Below are 22902 nucleotides of genomic sequence, written 5' to 3'. Positions count from 1 at the left end.
AATTAGTGGCATAAGCCAAACACAACAAGCGCTAGTTTTAACAAGCTTGGATGGTAAAGACTTAACTTTGCTTGGCAGTCAGATAATAAATTAAAAATGTTATAAGATAGAAAGCCTCAATTTATTGAGGCTTTTTTTATCTTCGTTGATTGGGTTTAGGAGAGTTTTATTAAGACTTTATTAGTTATGGTTATAAGCTTGGCGCTTTATAGTGGTCAATCAACTTGCACTGAATTAAGTGATTTAAAGATATTTGATGAACAATACCCTAAAGCAATCTATTTTCGTAATGTTGAAAATAGCGCAGCAAATACCTCTATTAGTTACGAGAAGTGGGCTAAGCGGTGGTCTAAGTTAGATGGAATGGTGGTTAAAGCATTAGATGAGGAGATCCCTGGTAGATCTAAAGAAGCGCAAAAAAAGTTTATCCAATATAAAAAAGATAACCCTTCTAAGCTTATGTTGCTTCATTTTAATGGAAATGCGCGAGATCCTAATTTTGACTTTGATGCATTTCACGCTGAAGACTGGACTTATTTTGTTGGCACTTATTCAGAGGGGGCAATCGATCCTTCAGATACTGTTATTACCGTCAACGACACTCAGGTTTTCAAAAACTCAGATGATATTGTAATTGTGCCGGTTAATAATATGGAAGAGTTAGACTGGCATAAATCAGAACAGGTTAAGTTATTAAGCATAAAAAACGAAAGTACTATTACAGTAAAAAGAGGTTTATTTAGTACTAAAGCTAGATCATATAAAAAAAATAAAGCGTATTTAGCTGCCCATGTATCACAACCAGCAATTGCTCCGGGTAGTAGTCAGGCGTTATGGCGATATAATTTCAGTAACATTATAGCTCAAGGTGGGATGCCTTTAAGGCTTACACATAACCTTATGGGATATCTTGGCAGCGATAAAGTATTAAGTAGTTTTGATGGTGTTGAGTTTGATGTACTGGCTGATACTCGAGGCTTAAAACACCCATCTCGTAAAACACCGATAGATTATAATTATGATGGTAAAGCATCTAAATTGGATGTCCTTTATCAGCAAAAATATAGCCAAGGTGTTCATTTGTTTTTAAGCTCTTTACGCAGTGAGTTAGGTAAGAGCAAGTTGATTTTAGCTGATGGTAATGAGGCTAATCAACAACGTGAATTTTCGGTTTTAAATGGGATTGAAAGCGAAACTTGGCCAAGTCACTGGGATCACCAAGTAGAGCAGTGGTCATCGGGGATTAATCGTCACCTATTTTGGAAGTCACGAAGTTACTCTCCTTCTTTAAATTACATTAAACTTGGCAAGGTACCAAGAAAAAAAGGGCCTGCGCAGTCACCTACAGAAAATTTACGCAGATTACGAATGGCAGGTGCACTATTTACTGACACAATAATAGCTCCAGCATACCGGCCAAGAGGCAAAGGTATTGATAATTGGTCAGAGTTTGTAGGAGATGAAAAAAACTATAATACTTGGCTTGGAAAGCCATTGTCTGATATGCAATATTTAAAACCAGGGCATGATGATACTGTTGAATTTGAGGTTAAGTCTAAAGAACTACATCTTAATAAGAATGCGAGTTTATTTGGATTCAGTAAAAGTAATGATAAAGAAATAAATATAGTGTTAAAATTTAAACTTAGTAATCCTGGTGATATAACCGTCATCGCTGCCGTAAGTTCGAGTTCAAATATTAAGCACAAAGATAGAGTGAACTATATAACCATTAGTCCGAATGAAGATAGTGAACAAAAAAATATGACGTGGTCTGATAGCCTTGCTTTTGATAGTCGTTTTTACTTTAAAAACCTTAAAAAAGGACAAAACACTTTAACTTTGACATCTGATGCTGATTCTGTCGAATTAGCTAATTTAGAAATACGATACGGCATTGAGATACCCTATCGTTTTTTTGAAAATGGCGTAGTGATTGCTAATCCGTCCAGAAAAGTGGTTACAGTAAACACCAGCAAACTAACTTCGTTTCAAGCGAGTCTTAAAGGGGAAGGGCTAAAAGCTAAAGAGTTAACTATTAATGCCAAAGATGCTGTATTTTTAAGTTTTGAACAGTAATTTTAGTGTGCATGTAATTACTTGGTTTATTAGGAACTGGAATTGAAAAGTTATTCATTATCTATAAAGAAATGTAGCGATGCTTATATTTGTGCCACACAGGTTAACCGAGAGAAAAGACAGTTTAAAGCTGGGGTTTATGATCAATCCGGAAACCTTATAAGTGAAGCCCTAAGGCAAGATTCTGATTACTTAGAACAGGAACACTTTACTCAAATTGATAAAGAGAAGAGCACTCACTTAGCCAATAAAAATGTAAATAAACTAAGTGGTCACTATATCTATTTAGGTTTTTATACCGAGCATTATGGTCATTTCTTGTTAGAGACTTTATCTAGGATTTGGGCCGTCAAAGGTTCTACTCAATACGACGGATTTATATTTAGTAATTTTGTTCTCCCTAGGAAAAGTGATGAGCTGACAAGTTTCGCGTCATTTTGCTTTAAAAAGCTTGGCTTAAATCCAGATAAGGTAATAATTTTAAAAGAAGATACACTAGTAGAAACATTAACAGTCCCGAATGCTCAATGTTATATTTTGAATAAGGTACACCCTAATTATATTAATATATTTGAACGTTTACGTCAGAATGTCTTAAATTTACAAGTTAGCAATCTAAAGTTTTATTTATCTCGCTCAAAATTACAAAAAAGAAAACGCAAGGTTGTAAACGAGCATAAAATAGAAGAAGTATTTACTGAGCATGGCTTTAAGGTTGTTTATATGGAAGATTTAACAATAGATATGCAACTTTCGCTTTTAGTTAATGCGAGTGTTATTGCTGGTCTTGAAGGTTCTGCGTTACATAATTGTCTATTTATGAAGCCTCGAACTAAAGTTATAAGTATCTGTAGTGTTAGGCAGCCAAATCAGATAAAACCAAACCAAATTATGTGTAACGAGCTTAATAATATAGAGTCTATATGCATACCTTTTTCAGGTCACATTATCAATGAAGGTAAATTAGTAACTCGTTTTGATATTCCTCATTTAAGGCGCTGTTTAAGGGAATTAAATTTTTAATATTATGTTTTCAACTACTTAATTTGATAAAGTATACATGTTACAACCTAATTAGGTTTATAAAGAAAGGAATTTTTTGTGTCCAGTGCGTTAGATAATAATTATAAAGTTATGCATATTGATTACGCATCATATTTAGATGGTGCTTGGTATATGTCAGGTTGGCTTGTTAGTGAAGCCGATATACCTGTTATCTCTGTATCTATTGAAGATGAAGACAATGCACTAGCTAAAGTGTTTTATGAATTTTTTGAAAGAGATGATTTAATAACAGCACTTAATTTACCCGATACTGTTAATGCATATGGATTTACTCTTGTGGCAGAGCAAAGTGAGCCAGTTTTTAATAAATTAGTATTTAAACTTCAGAATAAAGAGGTTTCGGCTTCTTCATTAGAGCCAGTGATAATAGACTCTCCTGATGTTGTTTTGTCAGCTCTTGGAACTAAAAAAACATCTTTTATGCGCCAAGTGCAAGAAGGGCTCAATAACAGCCTTGATGCCAGCGATAAATTAGTGGAGCCTACATCAATTAGCCACTACTTTGATTTATGTGTTTTTACTGATTCAAACTTACTTTACTTTAATGGCTGGGCCCTAACTAATGACGCTTTAAGCGATATTGTAGTTCAAGATAAAGAGGGGAATAGCTATCAAGTCACAGAGTGTTTTCGTTACTTACGTACAGATATAAATACTAAGTTTAGCTTAGCCGATGATTACAATGCGGGTATGGTTTGTGCGTGTAGGTTACCTAATGACTTCTTACCAGAAAAACTGATTATAAATGTTTCTGAAAATCTTATCATGATTTCTGATGTTGACTGCAGTGGCAGTAGTCAATTATCAAAGACAAAAATACTAAAAGACTATTTAGCATTTATTAATGTTCATAAAGCTCGTTTTTTTGATAATGGCCAGCCTGCGATATTGAGGCATTTAGCTGATATTTGGCAGGCTGAGTCTATTATGGATAATCTTTTACCAGAAGTTGCTATGTATGGTGAAGTTACTTTTGAGCCCACTGTATCTGTGATTATTCCTATCTACGGTCGCTATGACTTTTTACAACACCAGCTACTCGCGTTTTCGAGTGATGCAGATATGCAAAATCATGAAATTATTTATGTTTTGGATGATCCGCGTATTGAGCGAGAATTTAATATTACGTGCCACGGTGTGTTTAATACCTTTAAGCACCCCTTTAAAACTATACACGCAGGTAAAAATTTAGGGTTTGCAGGGGCAAATAATTTAGGTGCGAGTATTGCCACTGGTAAATATATACTTGCACTAAATTCAGATGTAATGCCAAGTAATAAAGGATGGCTAGGTCGATTAGCTGAAAAGTTTGCGTCCCTTGACTCTCCTGGTATTTTAGGAACTAAGCTAGTTTACGAAGATGAAACTATCCAACATATAGGCATGGCTTTTCAAGATGATGCCTATTACCCTGGCATCTGGATGAACTATCACCCTCACAAGGGAATGCCATCGCATTTAATAAATAAAAAAGAAACTGAATTAACAGAGCTAGTTACTGGTGCATGCATGTTAATGGAAAAAGAGTTCTTTATGAGTGTTGGAGGGTTTGATACTCGCTATATTTTAGGTGATTTTGAGGACTCCGATCTGTGCCTAAAGGCTTATCAACACAATAAGAAAATATACATTGATACTAAAGAATCTTTGTATCATTTAGAGAGGCTTTCTCAAAACCTGGTTGACAGTGGTGATTGGAAGTACAAATTAACTCTCCTCAATGGTTTGTATCAAAAAGATAAATGGGGCGATGCAATTGAAGAGGTTAAACAACAAAATGTCTAAAAAAGTTCTCATAATTGCTCATGGCCATCCTGAGTTTAACAAAGGCGGTGGAGAACAAGCTGCTTATCAGTTTTATAAAGAATGCTTAAAACAAGGTGACGATGCTTACTTTTTAGCTAGAACCTCTGTTACCCCGCACGGTGGAGCCGCTTTTTCTACTATAAAAAACAAGCGTGAAATTTTATTTCATACTACGCATGACGATTTCTTTTTGTTTTCTAATATTAAAACTCGCCACTTATGGGGCGATTTCGCTGACCTATTAGAGCAAATAGCACCTGATATCATTTACTGTCACCATTACTTTTTACTTGGTGTAGAAATGATGAAAATCATTAAACAAAAGTTACCAAATGCAAAGTTAGTACTTACTTTGCACGAATATTATGCAATATGTAACAACTCAGGTTTGATGATTAAAACAGGCGGACAAAATAAGCTTTGCTTTGAATCTGGTACGCGCGAGTGTAATGGATGTTTTCCAGATAAGTCACCGGGTGATTTCTTTTTGCGAAAAGAATATATTATGAGCTGTTTTGAGATGGTTGACACATTTATTGCTCCATCAGCTTTTTTAAGACAGCGTTATATCGACTGGGGCATCTCTTCTGAAGCTATACACGTTGTTGAAAACGGGCAGTTAGAAAATGTTGCTCCAACCGTAAAGCTAAATAATACTGATAAAATAAGTATTGTTTATATAGGGCAAATTAACCTCTTTAAAGGCGTTGATGTGCTACTTGACGCGTTACTATTAATACCTAAAGAATTAAGACAGCAACTTTGTATTGATATACATGGCGCAAATTTTGATTCGCAACCAACAGACTTCCAAGAAAAAGTACATGCTCAACTAAAAAGGTTAAAGGGTGTTGTAAGAATGCACGGCTCTTATGAACCCTCAGAACTTACTAATATTCTAGGAGCTACTAGCTGGGTTGTGGTGCCATCAATTTGGTGGGAAAATTCACCTATGGTAATACAAGAAGCTTTAAATCATCAAAAGCCAGTGATCGTTAGTGACATTGGTGGTATGGCTGAAAAAATACAGCACAATAAAACAGGTTTACATTTTAGGGCTGGTAGCCCGGTATCATTAGCTGATGCATTACAAAAAGTATTAAATGAGCCTGATTTAGGAAGCACTTTAGCTAAAAATATAACCGCACCTCTAACTCTTTCCGAGAGCTATATAAAAATAAATAAGATTATTAGCTAATATATGCACAGTTATTATATTGAAGAATGCAACCCTGAAATTGGCCATATAAGAGGTTCTAAAGTTGGTACTTTAGAGTATGCAGATTTGGCCTTTGGTGGGCGCGTAGTTGTTGACGAAAATTTTGATACTTTAGTTGTTAGAAACTTACAAGGAGAGCTTGAGAGCGGGGTGGAGATATTATCTACCTTGGCACATAAGCTACATGAAGAGTTAGGTTTAGCTGCTAATAAGAGCGTATTTAGATTTGATATTAACTTAATCAAAAAAGCTATAACAACAGATTATCACTTTAGCGTGCATATAAGTAATAACTCAAAAGAGACTCTGATATTTCGTGGTTTTATACAACCTATAGAGCTGCCAGATAAGGTTTTACTTATTGTAGGCTCACCTCGTTCAGGCACCTCCGCATTAGGTAAGGCATGCCGTAAAGCATTGAGAGCCCATGCGCATGGTGAATCACATGTAATCGAGGGAATCACTAAAGCTTTACAAGGCACGGATGTGTTTTTTGAGCAGTCAATTACAGCAGGTATTAATGGCAACTTGGTAAACGCTGTGCCTAAAACAGTATTGCTTGCAGAGCATTTGAATATGCTCCGAAGAATATATAAGCTGTATTACGGTAACAGTATACATTTAGACAAAACGCCAGGAATACCAATGCTGCAAAGTTTACCTTTTGCGTTAATGGCTTGGCCTAATGCCAAAGTTATTTTTTGTAAAAGAAGGGCAATGGAAAATATTCAGTCTCGAATTATTAAATTCCCTAAAGTTAGTTTTTTACAGCATGTAAAACAGTGGCGTCAAACATTTGTAGCATGGAGGCAATCTCGTCAAATAATAAACCAATTATTAAAACGCAATGACTGGTTCGTTGAAGTTGATCAGTTTGATATGGCCAATAGCCCTGAGCAAGTAGTAGGTAAGCTTCGTAATTTTTTAACATTGACGGAGGGCGAGAAAAAGCGCCTTTTTACCCAGCTAGCTTCTTCAGATAGGCCAGAGAAAACGTCTATATCTACTTCGAAAGTAAAGTCTTTAGAAGAGTTTAATTGGAGTCAAACACAGTTGCTAGAGCTTAGAGAGTATTGCGACAAAGAAATGACATTACAAAACTATAGTTACAGTAATTCATATTATAAAAATCGCAGCCTGCAGGAAGAGTTTAATGAGTAGAGTAGTTTTACATATAGGTACTGAAAAAACAGGTACAACCAGTATTCAGCACTTTATGTCACAAAATAGACAGGCCTTACTTACTAAAGGTATCGTATATCCTAACTTAGGTTCTAGGAAAGATGCTCATTTTGACCTGGTTAATTCAGTGCATCCTCTTGATAATGGAGGGCGTCATATGGAGTTTTTAGGGCCTGTAACACAACCTGTTGACTTTTTATGGAATAAACTAGAAGAGTGCATTAATGAGCACCCAAATAAAACTATCGTTTTGAGTGCTGAGCATTTTAGTTCAAGGCTAAGAGAGAATGCATTAAAATACATAAGTAATTTTTTTGAAAAGTTAAGTATTACGCCAGAGATAATAATTTATCTCAGACCTCAAGCTGATTATATTGAATCATCATATTCAACTGAAATTAAAGCGGGTAGCCCCAAAGTTTTTAAAAAGGTTATGGAGCAGTACCAGTCACAGTCTTTGCGATATGACTATGAACAGCTTATTGATCTTTGGGCAAGCTTTTTTAATAAAGACTCAATTAAAATTATTCCCTACGAAAAATCATCTATTGGTGACGATATAAGGCTTAATTTTTTATCGGCTATTGGAGTTACAGAGCTTTCTGGACTGGATTTAGCTAAGGCAAAGCTTAACGAAAAATGGAGCAATCCAATGTTAGAGTTCGCTCGATTAGCTAATGCAAGAATGACGCATATTACTGGTCAACAGAGGCTAGATTTTTTAACATTTGCCCAAGAGATAATTGATATTGAGTTAAAGCCGCAGCCATCACATTTAATGACTATCGAGCAATACAACGAAGTTATGGCTTATTACGAAAGTTCTAATGCTAGAATGTGCCAGAAATATATGCCTAATAGGCAAGTGTTATTTATGGACGAAGTAAAGTTAAATCCATTTAGAGAAACTGTATCAACACCTTTTTTAACACAGTTTGATTTTATTAAAATTATTTATACATTATTTTTAAAAGGGTATAAGTAAACCGTTGGCTGGTTTAAGTTGTGGTTTACTATTTCTAGTACACAACATAAAATAGCTCCCTCGACTCAAGGATGAAAAGTTGCTGTAATTAAAGTGGCTATTGAATTCCGATGAATATATTTTAGTTTTAACTATCATGGTATTAATCAAAATGGAAAGTATTGCAGACCTGCAAATTTCACAAGCTCGTTTTTCGTCTTTTGGCACTTCGTTTATGGGCCCTACGCTGAGCTTCTTTTCGCATAACTTAGCAACAGACACACCTAAAAACACCCCACTTTTCTTTCTTGCTAGGGAAGGGTATTGGCTCGAAAAAGCTTACCAACAGTATTTATCGGGTAGTGACAAACAAGGTAATAGTTGTTATTTACTAGCATCACGCGCCTTCTTATTTAAATTACTTTTGAGTGATAGCAGGAGCTATGAGTATTCTTTAAAAGGTGACTTTAATGGCTCTTTTTTTGACTTGATGCGCACGCGTTTTTTACTTTCAAATGCAGAAATACTGCAAGTATTTAGTAAAGATATCATCCAGGAACTTGTATATTTACCTCACGACAGAAAAAAAATAATAGCTGTTTTAAATCAGCACCAAGAGTTACTAGATAATGTTATCTCTTATATTAAAAAACCCTATTTAGCCTATTTAGCATCATTAGGTGTTACTGCTCAAAGTACACTTCATTTAGTCGATTTAGGTTACTCAGGTACTATTCAGTCATTACTGACTATTTTATTGAATAAAGACACGGTTGGTCATTATCTAATATCTTCTAAACCTGGAGAACATCGCATAGCCGATAACACAGCAACAATGAAAGGCTATTTAAAAGAAGGCGTGAAGTTAGGCGAGGGATACCTGCCATTGGATCGTTCTATGTTTTTGGAATCTTTGTTAACAGCGCCTTTCGGGCAGTTTAGAGGTATTAGGTTTAATACATTTGATAAAAATACGTTTGATTTTTACTATGGGCGCAAGGTGTCATCACAGCGTTACTTTTATGAATTAGAGCAAGTTATGGCTGGAGCACTTGAGTATTGTCACCATACAGGTAAGCATCAAATAGAGTTTAATAGTGATGAGTTAGAGCTGCTACTAAATAATTATTTAAGCAAACCTAATATGATTCCCAGAAGCACTAAGCATATATTTGATATTGACGATGACGTGACAGGTAATGGTACCGTCAATGCACTACAATTTTTTGGTTTAGCATAATGATAAATAAACAACTTATAAAAAAAACGATGCCGGGTGTATTTAGCTTTGTTAAAAGCCAGCCACAACTATTTAAATTAGCAAAGCGAGTAGATGAGCGTATACAAACACGTGAGTATGCTAAGTTAAACGCTAATGATAAAGGGTACACAACTAAAGATATTTCATATTTGCTAAGTAGAGCTAAGCAGGCCGGTTTATTTGATTACGCTTGGTATAGCGCGCAGCAGTGTCGTACATTTAGCTGTGAGCTTGAAGCGTTTGAAGATTACTTGCATAAAGGAAAGTTTAGCTGTGTAAACCCAAGCCCAAATTTTGATACAGAGCTTTATTACAAATGTAATACAGACATTTATTTACAAGGCGAACATGCTTTAGTCCATTATTTAAATCACGGCCAGCAAGAAGGGCGCACATCGCTACCAGCAACTCAAAAATGGCATCCAAAAGCAATACAAAGCACTGCCGATGGTGAGGCTACCTCATTAAAAATAGCAATGTGCTTTCATGTTTTTTATGGTGAATTTATTGACTACTACTGTGATGCTTTGGCTAAATTTCCACAATCAGTAGATGTTTTTGTGAGTGTGGCTAGTGATGAACTTGCTAAAAAAGCAACAAATGATTTCGAAGCTTGTGCAAAAGTAAATAACGTGACGGTAAAAGTAGTGCCTAACCATGGTCGAAATTTTGGACCTATGCTTGTTGAGTTTGCAAGCGAGCTACAAAGCTATGATTTGTTTTGCCATATGCACTCTAAAAAGTCCCTGTACTCAGGTCGAGCTCAAACGCAATGGGCAGATTACTTAGGTGAGTATTTGTTAAAAGACCAGCATGTTATTAAGCAAGTACTTAACCATTTTAACGATAACCCTGAAAGTGGTATGTATTACCCAACCTCGTTTTGGATGATGCCTGATTGGGTTAATCATTGGCTGAAAAATAAGCCTCATGCACAAACAATAGCAAAAGAGTGGGATATAGAGTTAAGTGATGACTTTTTATCTTACCCTGCCGGTGGTATGTTTTGGGCAAGGCCTGATGCATTAAAGCAGCTTTTAGATAAAAGTTATAAGTATGATGACTTCCCTGCCGAGCCGCTCCCTAATGATGGTTCAGAACTTCATGCGCTTGAGCGAATGCTTGGTCTACTGGTAGAGAAAAACGGCTTTAAACAACTATATTACTATCCAAAGTCGGGACAGTTAACGTTTGATAATAGCTTTATTTTAGCCCAATACGTCAACACTCAAGAGAATTTACGCCACCAACTTGGTGCATTTGATCATATTAGCTTTGACGTATTTGATACGTTAGTGAGGCGCAAGTATCACGCCCCAGATTATGCTAAGTTATTACTCGGGAAGTCTCTTGTAAAAAGTAAAACAGTAAGTGATGCCCATAGCTTTGTTAAAGCACGCAATAACGCTGAGTTTGAAGTTAGAAAAGAAAAAAACTTTATTGGCGACGTTGATATTTTTGAAACATATCAATACTTGGCAAACCAACTAGGCTGGACTAAAGAGCAAGCTGTACAGTATGCCGAACAAGAATTTGCCTATGATTTAGATATGATTGTGCCTAAAGACGAAATGATAGATCTATTTAATGAGCTTATAATAGGTGGCAAACGGGTAACTGTTGCCTCTGATACTTACTATACGCAAGACCAGGTGTCGCTAATGCTTGCTAAAGTGGGGGTCAGTGTTGGGTTTGAGTTATTGGTGTCAAGTAACTTGGGTAAGCGTAAAGACAACGGTACTCTTTGGCAGCATATAAAAGAGAGCCTACCAGCAAAACAAAGTTTTATTCACGTTGGTGATAACGCTGTTGCTGATGCACAAATACCGGGCGATTTTGGATTGCAAAACTTGCATATTCTTAACCCATTAGATAAATGGCACGCAGGCGGGTTTAAAAATCCATTTGTGGGTGATTCAAGTTTAGATGAAGCGCAGATCCTCAAGTGGGGGCCGCTGGTCAGTGATTTTGGCCGTTTTCCGTTTTTAGGTGAGTAGTAAATGGTTGATTTAGTTTTACATCCAGGGCATTCAAAGTGTGGTTCGACCACAATACAAGATTTTCTTTATGCTAATAGAGAGATATTTAAAAAACGTGGAGTTTTTTTACCCGACCTAAACTTTAATTTTCCTTGTCATGATGAATATAATTTTACTTTTACTCATACCTCTCGAGATTATTTTGCACAGGTACAAAGTGGCAGTATATCGATAGATGAGCTATCTAAAAAGTTAGATGATTTAATTAAAAGTGCTAAGGAGTTGGGCTGTAGAAGAGTAATTATTTCTGCCGAAAACTTAATTAATGGTATTGCTTCAAAAAATACAAAAGCAATCCATCAATTATTTGCTGATAGGTTTAATAATATTCGGATTGTTTATTATGTAAGACGACAAGACTCATTAATGCAGGCCGCATGGCAGCAATGGGGACATAAAGATGGCCTCAACCTCGATGCATATATTGAAAAAATGAGTAAAACACGTTTTGCTGATTTTTACTTTATAGCGCGCCAATTAAAGAAATATTATCCTACAAGCAAGCTCCATGTATTTCCCATGATAAGTGATTACTTGATTGACAATAATCTACTAATAGATTTTTGCTCTCGTGCTTTGATTGATAAAACTAATTTAAACTTTAAAATTGATACAAGTAATACAGGGGTTAGCTCAGCTTTATGTGACTCGCTTGCTAAGATTTATGATATTTATGAAACTAAGCACGATCAGAATGTAAAAAACACTTTGATTAATGCGGCCCCCAATTCTGCTTCACTCTTAACTAAAAAATATAAAAACGATTTATCTGATGAATCTAAGATAAAATTATTTGATAAATTTGAAACTTCAAATGTTAAATTACATAAGTCTTTCTTTCCAACTCTCCCCTTTGAGGTGATGTCCTTAAGGTGTGAGGAAAACGATTCTGATCAAGAGTTATTATTGCTTAAAAGAAAAATTGAAAAACTAGAAGATCTTAATTCAATTCAAATGGATATGATTTTACAGTTATTGAAAAAGGGAAATTAAATGGCTAATGACTTTAAGGTTAAATTAGTTGCTATAGCTAAAGATGAAGCAGCGTATTTGCCCGAATGGATATTCCATCATTTGCACTTTGGTTTTGATGCAATAGATATTTATGTAAATAATACTTCAGATAATACTGAGGAATTAGCTGCTGCTTTAAAAAACCTTGAATATGTTAATTTTTTAGATGGGAGTCAGTTTTTTGATGGCTCCTCTGAAACGCCTCAACGCGATGCATATATAGCAGCATATGATGGGGCTCGAAACTCTGAATATACACACTTAATATATTTAGATATCGATGAATTTTGGACTCCATTTGATTTTAAAACGACAGTGCATGAATGTCTGTCTGAGATTAATGCAGACGTTATATCATTTGAATGGTTTATCCATATGAACGAAAAAGATTCTTTTTCCTTTAGCTTTCAAGAGCAAGTTAAAGGGAGAAAGGGTTTTTTAGTAAAGTCATTGGTTAAAACTAACAAGCAATTGAGAGCTTTGAATCCACATAATGTAAATATTAAAAATGCAGACTATAGACTCGCCGATGGTTCTGTTTTTGAATTCAAAATAGGTCAAAGCCACAGAGTTAACCCAAGTGAAAAATTAAAACCTTTTTTCATAACACACAGAATGTATAGAAGCGAGATGGAATACGTTTCTTTACTTTTATCTGGACGCGGGGCCAAGTTGGGTTCAGGCTCCATATATAAAGATAACCGTAATGGGTACTATAGAAATGCACAAATAAACGAAAGCTTTTTAGTAGGTAAAACTACTTTGATAGATTATAGATCTAAATACGATAGTTTTTTAAGTAAATACCAGTTAGCAGATATTTTGGCTAAGGCCCGCTTATTTGTAGAACAGCGATACTATAAATCACTTGCAAGTCTTGAAAGTGCTCCTAGAGCTGAGCTGGATACAATTAATAAAGTTTTTAAAAATGTCTCACTTGATAGCGTAAATCGTGCAATAACAGTTTATAAAAATAATCTAAAAAAAATGCGAAGTTTAACTTCTAATCACAATAAGGGTCATAAAGTTAAATTAGTAGCAATTGCTAAGGATGAAGCCGCTTATATTCCTGAGTGGGTTCATCATCACTTGTTTGTTGGCTTTGATGAAATTGAAATTTTTATTAATCGTACGTCTGACAACAGTGAACAGGTATTAAATGCGATTAATAAGCAGTACCCGAATGTTACATGGGATTATGCTGATTGGATTGATAGTTGTCCGGTGGAAGCCCACAAACATATTCAGTTTATTACGTATGCTAATGCTAAATATCAATGCCAAAAAGAGGGCGGGTATAGTCATATCTTCTTTTTAGATATTGATGAGTTTTTAATACTTGATGAATTAACTTCGTCTATTCATGATTTAATTAAACGATTTCCTGCTGATACTCCTATTGCATTTGAGTGGCTTAATGACTGTACACCAACGGCTGAAGCTTTTAGCAAAATACCACCCACGTTAACAGGTAACCTATCGCCTTTAGTTAAGACCTTACTACCTGTGAATATTGCTATAAAAGAGTTTCGTCATCATTTACCGCTTTTTACAGATCAAGTTAATACTATGCTAGTTGATGAATCGCTATTTAAACCACAGAAAAAGGTTAAACAAGCTTTAGATTCAAGTGTTAATTCGTTGAAATCAAGCTTTATTTATCATAGAGCTCATCGCTCTCAATATGAGTATATCTCTTTACTTTATCGAGGGCGTCCTGGTGATACGTTTGCATATAAAAGCAATCGAAGAGGTTATCCTCAGCTTACAAGCAAATCCAGTTCTGTACTGCTAAATGAAAAAGTTTATACAGAGTATCAAGCTAGCTTTGAAGAGTTTGTTGATGCCATGGCGATTGGTAAGTTAAGTAAAGTCGCTGAGCATTTTGTTAGTGAGCGCTATAAAGCGTCAATTGATAACTTGAATAAACATTTATTGCAAGACTACCCGTTAATGGTAAGGCTTTTTTCAGGGGTTTTTGACGATAAAGTAATGGGGGCTTTTAAAAGCTATAGAGCAGAGCTTATTAAGGCAGACCCTAAAAATGTTGATTTACTTATTAACTTATCGAATGATGCGCAAAAGCAAGATATTGATGAAGCAATTGAAATTATTCTATTGGCTAAAAAAGTAAGGCCTAAGGGGCCGCTAATTAATAAAAAATTAGAGCAACTTTTACAGATTAAGCAACAGTCAACGAATAAGTAGTTGCAGGGAAGAAGGTGAGTAATTTGATTGTATCGTTAACCTCTTATGGGGAGCGTATTAATAGTGTTCATCATGTTATTGAGTCATTAAAAAACCAATTATGCAGTGTTTATAAAGTTATATTGTTGGTAGAGAAGAAAAAATTATCTCGAATTTAATTAGCAAAGATAAAAAGAGTTAAGAGCTAACCTATTTAGCTTTTAATTTATGTTTAAGGTTTATTAATGTCAGTTAAGGTAGTTATACATATAGGTCCTCCTAAAACAGGGACCTCTGCAATACAGTATTGTTTACAGCATGATAGGAAACGCTTAGCTGAAAATGGAATTTATTATCCAAAGCATACTACTGATGTAAATGGGATCAGTTCAGGCAATTTAAATAGTATCTATGACGCTACAGCTAGTTCAGGCCGTTCTATTAATAAAGATAAGATTGATAAGCTAATCAACCTTTGTGAAAAGCTGAGCATGCATACCTTACTGTTAAGCTCAGAGTTTTTCTTTGAAAATATGAAAGAGGTGAGCTGTGCGTTCCCTAATGCGATATTTATAGCTTATATTCGTAACCCACTAGATAGTTTTGAATCTTTATATAATCAGTCGGTAAAAAGGCATCATAAAGTAGACCCTATTAAAAACCTCCCGAAGTTGCCTAAGTTTTATTTAACTAAACTTGAGGCTATTTTAGATGAAATTGGCGCTAGCCATTTTATTTTACGTGCATATAGCAAAAGTGCATTTGTAGGAGGGAGCATTATTGACGATTTTTATAGTATTTTAAATGTTACTCCACCACTGATAACGAGTAAAAGTATTAATCCTTCTTATAGCTTTGAAGCTTTAGAGTTTAAGCGATGGATAAACCAGTTTTGCTCTCATAGCCTAGCATTAAAAGCTGATAAAATTTTACAAAACTTTAAAAGTGATTTAGGGCCTTTTTCTCTTATTGAGCCAAAAATATATGAGCTATATAAAGAGCAAGCTGTGTGTTTTTTAAACAAAGTGCAGAGCAAACACTGTATTTTTGGATTTGAAGGCTTATTAGATGATGTCCATAATGCGAAGCAAAAACCATACAAAAATCAAAAGTTAAGTGTAGAAGAATTTAATCGGGTGGCTAACTATATAGATCACAAAGCACCAGAGGTTTATAAATCTATTTGTAATGCACTTTACCTTTCTAGTTATCGTTCTTGTTACACTGGCACATATGGGCAGGCTTTTATTAAAAAATATAAGCTGTCTGATATTTCGGATAAATATATGTATAAAACACAAGTGATAAATTTTATAAAGCGCTTACTAGGTAAAACTACGAATGCTGAAGAGCTTCCTTTTATGCTTCCAAATTCAGGTGATATTAGTAGACTAAGAAATACACTTCGATTAGGTGATGATGTTAGTGATGTAGATATATTAAGAGAGCTGGCCTTTGTTGCAGAAAAAAATCATGATATTGGGTTAGCTTATATGTTTATGAAAAGAGCACAAAAGTTAAGGCCTAATGGGCCGTTAATTAACAAAAAAATTAAATTGTATGAGCGCAAGATAGATAACGCCAATACAGAAAAGCAGATCCTCAAGTGAAAATATTAAGAAAGGCTTTAGTAAAAACGCTAAAAGCATTCATCGGTATTTTACCTCTTAGTATTATTGATAAAGCAAAGCAACACCCAGGTTTAGTGGCTGCTTATAGTCGCAATTTGCACAAAAGCGGTTTGCTCTATCAATTACAAACTTTAGATGAGCTGGAGCGTTCTTACGCCGATTATATTCACCAACATAGTAGCTATCTTACAAAGCAAGTTGATTGCTTTTCCAATATAAATAGTAGTGGTTGCTCGTTAATAGTTTGCGTAACAGATTACAGTCCTAGTAAATTACTTGATACCTTTGACAGTATAAGTGATCAGCATACCCCATTTGTAAATATAGTTGTGTATTGCCACAATAATAATAAAAGCGATATTAGTGATTTTTTAAACTTAAATAGCAAATTAAATTTAAATGTAGTTTGTTCGTTAAGAGAGCCGAGTTTGCCCAGTAAAATAATTAACGAGCCGTGTTTTTTTGTATACGCTGGTGATGTGTTACACCCGTATTTAGGGTTTGTAATTGCTACAGAGTTGTCGCAACCAACCGAGCTGACTTATGTTGATACTGATTTATTAAGTGCCAAGGATAAAAAAAGAGAGTTTGTTGATTTTAAACCTAGTTGGAATCCAGATTTACAGCTGACTAACGGTTATATTAGTTCGGGTATTTGGGTTAAACAGTTAAGAGATTTTGATGCTGAAAAGCTTCCTCTCAATAAATTTATGTTGAGTATATACGTATGTACTCGTCATCTTAAAAATCCTAATTTAAAGGTTGGACATATAGCTCAGGTATTACTTTCAAGAGAACCTACACTACCTGATTTTAGTGATGCTAAAAGCCAGTTAAGTGCTTTATATGACTCATTTGCGAGTGTTGTACCATCAGGGTTACCGAGTGTTTATTTACGATGGCATTTAGATAAAAAACCATTAGTGTCGATTATTATTCCTACGCGTAATGGTTTGGATTTAGTAAGAAACTGCATTGACTCGATTTTAAGTAAAACTACTTATGATAACTATGAAGTTTTGCTTATTGATAATGCTTCAGATGATCCTAACTGCATTAAATATTTCAATGAGTTAAGCAAGCATTCAAAAATAAAGGTGTTTAATTATCCGTCAGAATTTAACTATTCGGCCATAAATAACTTTGCAGCTAGAAAAGCAAATGGCGATGTGTTGGCGTTAGTTAATAATGATATTGAAGTAATCGAACCTGACTGGCTATTGAATATGGTTAGCCATGTTATGCGTGAAGATATAGGCTGTGTTGGCGCAAAGCTGTTGTATTCAGATAATCGTATCCAACATGCCGGTGTTATTATGGGCTATGGGGGCGGCGCCGGGCATGGGCATAAGTATTTCCCAAGCGATCATTATGGTTATATGAACCGCTTGGTTGCGAGTCAAAATTACAGTGCGGTGACCGCTGCATGCTTGCTTGTTAAGACTGATGATTTTTGGGCTGTGGGTGGTTTGAACGAAGAGAAGCTAGCAATAGCTTTTAATGATGTTGATTTTTGTTTAAAGGTACTGCAATTAGGTAGACGAAACCTATATTGTGCAGAAGCTGTTTTGTACCATCATGAGTCTGTATCGCGCGGGCATGAAGATACGCCTGAAAAAGTACGACGCTTTAATGCTGAGCTTAACTACTTGCAAACTACATGGTGTGATTTTATTGCTAACGACCCTGCATATAATCCTAATTTAACCCGTAGACGTGAAAATTTTGCGATTAAGCCTTTTAGGTAGTTAATAAAAAGTAAAAGTAGCGTTATTATTCGTTATGTTTTTTGTGTGCTTAATTAAAGTAAGCTAAAATTGCTTCTAGTTTGTAAATGACTGTTTATTTGAGTTGTTTTATCTTTTTATAGAGAGAGTATGGTTCCTATTTTGACAACCAATAGCCAGTTTATATTACATTCTACTAACCCAATTGCAAGCGATGTGAGTGTGGTTTGTGGTATGTCTGTTTATATAAATGATCGCCTAGAGTGGGTTAAACAAGCCGTTGAAAGTGTATTGAATCAAACAATGCCACCCGATCTTTTTATGATAGTGATTGACGGTAAAGTGTCGGATGATATTTCAATTTATTTAAAACACGCTGAAAAAGCACATGCTAATTTAGCTCTTGTACATGGAATAAAAAACCAAGGGTTAAGTGTATGTATGAATCATATAATTGATTTTACTTTACCTTTAAAGCCTAAATATTTTTTTAGAATGGATGCTGATGATATATGTGTTTTACACCGTTTTGAAAAGCAAATTAACTTGTTAGAAAAGCATAATGATGTTGATGTATTGGGCTCGGCCTTGTGGGAAGTGGATGAGCAAGGTAACAAAGCGGGTATTCGAAGACTTCCATTGAGCCATTCTAAGTTATTATTGGCATTTTCTCGTCGCTGTCCAATAAATCATCCTACAGTTGCAATTAGGTATAGTGTATTTGAGCGTGGACACCGTTACTTAGAGGCAATGCGTAATACCCAAGATTATTTTTTATGGATTACTTTGGCTAATGATGGCTGCAAATTTGCCAATGTAAAAGAACCATTACTTCATTTTAGACGCATTAATGGTTTTTACAAAAGGCGTGGCAGAGGTAAATCGGCAAATGAATTTAAAGCGAGATTACTTGCTATGGATCTACTTTCACAAAAGTCGATTAAAAATTATTGCTATGCCTTATTTGTTTTAGCATTGCGTATGATGCCCTCTGAAATAATAAAATTGGCATATAAGGCTGACCGTTTTTTACTTAATTTAAAGAAGCATAACTAAATTATGATTGGTGCGGTGTTAGTTGTATATAAGCCAGACTTGCCTTTAGTTGAACGTTTATTAACTCGTTTATACGGTCAAACAGAAGAGGTGGTTATTGTTGATAATAGTCCAACACCTCACGATTTTAGTAAAATTATTACTCACTACCATTATATACATCTCTCTTCTAACTCTGGGATCGCATCAGCGCATAACGCAGGTTTAATATATTTATTAAAAGCAGGTTGTGAGTATGCCATTTTACTTGACCAAGATAGCCTAATACCTAGCGATATGGTGTTTAACCTAAGTAGTTTGCTTAAGGCATCTAATAAGGTGAAGCAAAATGTGGTTGCTATTGGGCCTAGAATTCGTTGTAGTTTTTCGGACAAAAAAGTGAACCCTATGGTTCAAAAAGAAGTCTTTGAATATGATGAGCTGGTCGGGGTTACTCAAATTATTGCATCCGGGATGATGATAGATTTAAGTGCTATTGATGAAATCGGTTTAAAAGACGAGTCTTTATTTATTGATGGCGTTGACCATGAGTGGTGCTGGCGCGCCCGTAGTATGGGTTTTGATATTGCTAAGGCCAAAAATATAGAAATGATTCATCGTTTAGGTGACTCCCGTAGTAAATTTGTGGGGATAACTTATAAAGTTGGTGCCCCAATTAGGCTGTATTATCAGTTTAGAAATATTCTGTTGCTGAGCCGCAGAGCTTACGTTCCTAATTATTGGAAAGTAAGGTGTTTGTTTTTTATGCCGATACGCTTTTTTTTAAATTCTATTATGCAAAAGAATAGACGTAAGCGTTTTGGGTTTATGCTAAAAGGCATTTACGATGGTCTGATAGGGAGAAAAGGCCCTTATGACAAGCATTGGAAGTAGTAGTTTAATAGTTGTTCTAGAGATTTTAATACAACCAATTTATAGTTTCTCTTTTAATTAAGCCTTACACTAACAAAAAATTTAAGCTAGATGTTATTGTAGTGGAACCTGAGTATAAGAGTGACTCTTCTTTTCTTTAAAGAATGAAAAGCACTTTATCGATGATATAATGTTATATGTATATACTCACATTGCATGTGGCGTTAATTGAATTTAGAATAGGGCTACATAATAGTTTTAATTTAGCCGAAGAAAGTAATGACATAATCGGCTTTAATGGATTTTGATAATTTAGGATATGAATAAACGTTATGAATGAAGAAAAGTTAACCCACCTTAAAGCGCTCGAAGCAGAGTCAATCCATATAATGCGTGAAGTAGCCGCAGAATTTGATAATCCGGTAATGCTTTACTCTGTAGGTAAAGATTCTTCGGTGCTATTACACTTGGCCCGTAAAGCTTTTTATCCAGGTAAAATCCCTTTTCCGCTAATGCATGTAGATACAAATTGGAAATTTAAAGAAATGATCCAGTTTAGAGACCAGATGGCTGAAAAGCATGGTTTTGATTTGATTGTTCATAAAAATCCTGAAGGTTTAGAGATGGGTATTAGCCCATTTGTTCATGGTAGTGCTAAGCATACTGACATTATGAAAACTCAAGGTTTAAAGCAAGCACTTGATATGAATGGTTTTGATGCTGCATTTGGTGGTGCTCGTCGCGATGAAGAAAAATCTCGTGCTAAAGAGCGTGTGTATTCATTCCGTGATAAAAATCATCGTTGGGATCCTAAAAATCAACGCCCAGAGCTTTGGAATGTTTATAACGGCAAAGTTGATAAAGGTGAAAGCATTCGTGTGTTTCCACTTAGTAATTGGACTGAGCTAGATATTTGGCAATACATATACCTTGAAGGTATTGAAATACCATCGTTATATTTTGCACAGGAACGTCCTGTTGTTGAGCGTGACGGCACATTAATTATGGTTGATGATGAACGTATGGAGCTTGAAGAAGGCGAAGAAGTTCAGCAAAAAATGGTTCGCTTTAGAACACTAGGTTGTTATCCATTAACAGGAGCTGTTGAGTCTGTAGCTCAAACATTACCTGAAATTATCCAAGAAATGCTGCTTTGTACTACGTCTGAGCGCCAAGGCCGAGTGATCGATAACGATTCTGCTGGTTCTATGGAAAAGAAAAAAATGGAAGGTTACTTCTAACCATACGTTAGAAGTTTTCAGAGACAAGTTATGACTAAGTTTTAAATAATGTATTTATAACTGCTTGTTATTAACCTATTACGAACCAAATTTCAGAGAAAATTATGTCACAAGATACAAACTTACTTGCAACCGATATTGAAGCTTACTTAAAGGTTCACGAAAACAAAGATATGCTACGTATTTTAACGTGCGGTAGTGTAGATGATGGTAAATCAACTTTAATCGGTCGTTTACTTTACGATAGCAAAATGATTTTTGAAGATCAGATGGCTGCTATCGAAAAAGATTCAAAACGCTTTAATACAACAGATAATGATTTTGACTTGGCACTTTTAGTTGATGGACTTCAGTCTGAGCGTGAACAAGGTATTACAATTGATGTAGCATATCGTTATTTTGCAACTGATCAACGAAAATTTATTATTGCTGATACGCCAGGGCATGAGCAATATACTCGTAACATGGCAACGGGCGCTTCAACATGTGATTTAGCAATTATTTTGATTGATGCTCGCCATGGTGTGCAAGTTCAAACACGTCGCCATAGCTATATTTGTTCTTTGTTAGGAATTAAGAATGTAGTTATTGCTATTAATAAAATGGATGCGGTCGATTACGAGCAATCTGTTTATCAAAACATTAAAAAAGATTACCGAGAGTTTGCTGAAAAATTATCTTTTGATGATATACGTTTTGTACCAATTTCGGCACTACGTGGTGATAACGTAGTAAACGCAAGTGAAGCGATGTCATGGTACCCAGGCTCTACGTTAATGAAGCTTTTAAATACGGTGTCAGTTACACATGCTAAAAATGACGAATTTAGACTACAAGTACAATATGTTAACCGTCCAAATTTAGATTTTCGTGGCTTTAGTGGCACTATAGCTGCTGGCGATATTAGAGTGGGAGACACCGTTGCGTCACTACCTTCTGGTAAAGAAAGCAAAGTTAAATCAATAGTTACTTTTGACGGCAACCTTGAAAAAGCTTCAGCCGGTATGGCTATTACGCTAACGCTTGAAGATGAAATTGATGTAAGCCGTGGGGATATGTTAGTGCGCCCTCATCAAAAACCTCATTCATCTGCTAATTTAGAAGCTGATGTGGTCTGGATGACTGAAGAAGCATTACAAGTTGACCGTGAATATGAAATAAAAGTTGGCAGTAAGTCTGTTTTTGGCCATGTAGAAGCTGTTAACTATAAAGTTGACGTGAATACACTAGAACAAAAAGAGGCGTCGCAGTTAAACTTAAATGAGATTGGTAACTGTCAGTTTGCTTTAACAGCACCTGTACAATTTGATGCTTATGATATTAATAAGCATACAGGGGCGTTTATTATTATCGATCGCTTAACTAACGTAACGGTTGGTGCTGGGATGATACGTAAACCTTTAGATGCTAAAACAAATAAATCGCAAAGCGCTCATCCTGCATTTGAAGTTGAGTTTAATGCATTGGTTCGTAAGCATTTCCCTCATTGGGATGCAAAAGTAATCCGCTAGATTGCTCATGCTTTAAGCATTGCGGGCTTTTTAAGCCCGCACTTTTGTTTTATTAACTATGGATGGCT

General features: G+C 35.4%; 16 protein-coding genes. All 16 read left to right on the top strand.

Going from position 1 to position 22902, the window contains the following annotated elements; translation table 11 throughout:
• Window positions 1–198 precede the first annotated feature (198 nt).
• Window positions 199–2079, top strand: a complete 1881-nt coding sequence (locus GQR39_RS01945; protein ID WP_165734677.1) for a hypothetical protein — start codon at window positions 199–201, stop codon at window positions 2077–2079.
• Between the two features lie 42 nt (window positions 2080–2121).
• A complete protein-coding gene (locus tag GQR39_RS01940) occupies window positions 2122–3102 on the top strand; it encodes a glycosyltransferase 61 family protein (RefSeq protein ID WP_165734676.1) in 981 nt (326 codons plus the stop codon).
• A gap of 78 nt (window positions 3103–3180) precedes the next feature.
• Complete coding sequence (locus GQR39_RS20435) at window positions 3181–4929, top strand: glycosyltransferase family 2 protein (RefSeq protein WP_165734675.1); 1749 nt, start codon at window positions 3181–3183, stop codon at window positions 4927–4929.
• Complete coding sequence (locus GQR39_RS01930; RefSeq protein WP_165734674.1) at window positions 4922–6148, top strand: glycosyltransferase; 1227 nt, start codon at window positions 4922–4924, stop codon at window positions 6146–6148. Before GQR39_RS20435 ends, GQR39_RS01930 begins: the two co-directional genes overlap by 8 nt.
• A gap of 3 nt (window positions 6149–6151) precedes the next feature.
• Window positions 6152–7330, top strand: coding sequence for a sulfotransferase (locus tag GQR39_RS01925; protein WP_165734673.1), 1179 nt, complete (start codon window positions 6152–6154; stop codon window positions 7328–7330).
• On the top strand, window positions 7323–8336 hold the full coding sequence (locus GQR39_RS01920) for a hypothetical protein (protein WP_165734672.1): 1014 nt from the start codon (window positions 7323–7325) through the stop codon (window positions 8334–8336). The genes GQR39_RS01925 and GQR39_RS01920 overlap by 8 nt, the downstream gene beginning before the upstream one ends.
• Before the next feature lie 151 nt (window positions 8337–8487).
• Entirely contained in the window at window positions 8488–9555 is a 1068-nt protein-coding gene (locus GQR39_RS01915; RefSeq protein WP_240918162.1) for an HAD family hydrolase, read from the top strand.
• Window positions 9555–11573, top strand: a complete 2019-nt coding sequence (locus GQR39_RS01910) for a rhamnan synthesis F family protein (protein ID WP_165734671.1) — start codon at window positions 9555–9557, stop codon at window positions 11571–11573. Before GQR39_RS01915 ends, GQR39_RS01910 begins: the two co-directional genes overlap by 1 nt.
• Window positions 11574–11576: 3 nt before the next feature.
• Window positions 11577–12608 (top strand): hypothetical protein, encoded by a 1032-nt coding sequence (locus tag GQR39_RS01905; RefSeq protein ID WP_165734670.1) that lies wholly within the window; start codon window positions 11577–11579, stop codon window positions 12606–12608.
• Complete coding sequence (locus GQR39_RS01900; protein ID WP_165734669.1) at window positions 12609–14837, top strand: glycosyltransferase family 2 protein; 2229 nt, start codon at window positions 12609–12611, stop codon at window positions 14835–14837.
• Between the two features lie 224 nt (window positions 14838–15061).
• Complete coding sequence (locus tag GQR39_RS01895; protein WP_165734668.1) at window positions 15062–16426, top strand: hypothetical protein; 1365 nt, start codon at window positions 15062–15064, stop codon at window positions 16424–16426.
• On the top strand, window positions 16423–18195 hold the full coding sequence (locus GQR39_RS01890; RefSeq protein ID WP_165734667.1) for a glycosyltransferase family 2 protein: 1773 nt from the start codon (window positions 16423–16425) through the stop codon (window positions 18193–18195). The genes GQR39_RS01895 and GQR39_RS01890 overlap by 4 nt, the downstream gene beginning before the upstream one ends.
• A gap of 129 nt (window positions 18196–18324) precedes the next feature.
• Window positions 18325–19230: a glycosyltransferase gene (locus tag GQR39_RS01885; RefSeq protein WP_165734666.1), complete on the top strand. Its 906-nt coding sequence runs from the start codon at window positions 18325–18327 to the stop codon at window positions 19228–19230.
• A gap of 3 nt (window positions 19231–19233) precedes the next feature.
• Window positions 19234–20103: a glycosyltransferase family 2 protein gene (locus GQR39_RS01880; protein WP_165734665.1), complete on the top strand. Its 870-nt coding sequence runs from the start codon at window positions 19234–19236 to the stop codon at window positions 20101–20103.
• Window positions 20104–20414: 311 nt separating this feature from the next.
• On the top strand, window positions 20415–21323 hold the full coding sequence (cysD, locus tag GQR39_RS01875; protein ID WP_165734664.1) for a sulfate adenylyltransferase subunit CysD: 909 nt from the start codon (window positions 20415–20417) through the stop codon (window positions 21321–21323).
• A 104-nt stretch (window positions 21324–21427) separates the two neighbouring features.
• The gene (cysN, locus tag GQR39_RS01870; RefSeq protein WP_165734663.1) at window positions 21428–22834 is read left to right on the top strand and encodes a sulfate adenylyltransferase subunit CysN; all 1407 of its coding nucleotides are present in this window, start codon (window positions 21428–21430) and stop codon (window positions 22832–22834) included.
• Window positions 22835–22902: the final 68 nt, after the last annotated feature.

Origin of the sequence: Pseudoalteromonas sp. C8 (assembly GCF_011378685.1) — a bacterium.
In the GTDB taxonomy this organism is placed as follows: domain Bacteria; phylum Pseudomonadota; class Gammaproteobacteria; order Enterobacterales; family Alteromonadaceae; genus Pseudoalteromonas; species Pseudoalteromonas arctica.
This window is presented reverse-complemented; position numbering and strand designations above follow the sequence as displayed.

Coding starts and splice junctions, on each gene's coding strand:
- GQR39_RS01895 (WP_165734668.1), top strand. CDS start 15,062: ATGTCAGTTAAGGTAGTTATACATATAGGTCCTCCTAAAACAGGGACC.
- GQR39_RS01910 (WP_165734671.1), top strand. CDS start 9,555: ATGATAAATAAACAACTTATAAAAAAAACGATGCCGGGTGTATTTAGC.
- GQR39_RS01925 (WP_165734673.1), top strand. CDS start 6,152: ATGCACAGTTATTATATTGAAGAATGCAACCCTGAAATTGGCCATATA.
- GQR39_RS01900 (WP_165734669.1), top strand. CDS start 12,609: ATGGCTAATGACTTTAAGGTTAAATTAGTTGCTATAGCTAAAGATGAA.
- GQR39_RS01880 (WP_165734665.1), top strand. CDS start 19,234: ATGATTGGTGCGGTGTTAGTTGTATATAAGCCAGACTTGCCTTTAGTT.
- GQR39_RS01930 (WP_165734674.1), top strand. CDS start 4,922: ATGTCTAAAAAAGTTCTCATAATTGCTCATGGCCATCCTGAGTTTAAC.
- cysN (WP_165734663.1), top strand. CDS start 21,428: ATGTCACAAGATACAAACTTACTTGCAACCGATATTGAAGCTTACTTA.
- GQR39_RS01915 (WP_240918162.1), top strand. CDS start 8,488: ATGGAAAGTATTGCAGACCTGCAAATTTCACAAGCTCGTTTTTCGTCT.
- cysD (WP_165734664.1), top strand. CDS start 20,415: ATGAATGAAGAAAAGTTAACCCACCTTAAAGCGCTCGAAGCAGAGTCA.
- GQR39_RS01885 (WP_165734666.1), top strand. CDS start 18,325: ATGGTTCCTATTTTGACAACCAATAGCCAGTTTATATTACATTCTACT.
- GQR39_RS01920 (WP_165734672.1), top strand. CDS start 7,323: ATGAGTAGAGTAGTTTTACATATAGGTACTGAAAAAACAGGTACAACC.
- GQR39_RS01905 (WP_165734670.1), top strand. CDS start 11,577: ATGGTTGATTTAGTTTTACATCCAGGGCATTCAAAGTGTGGTTCGACC.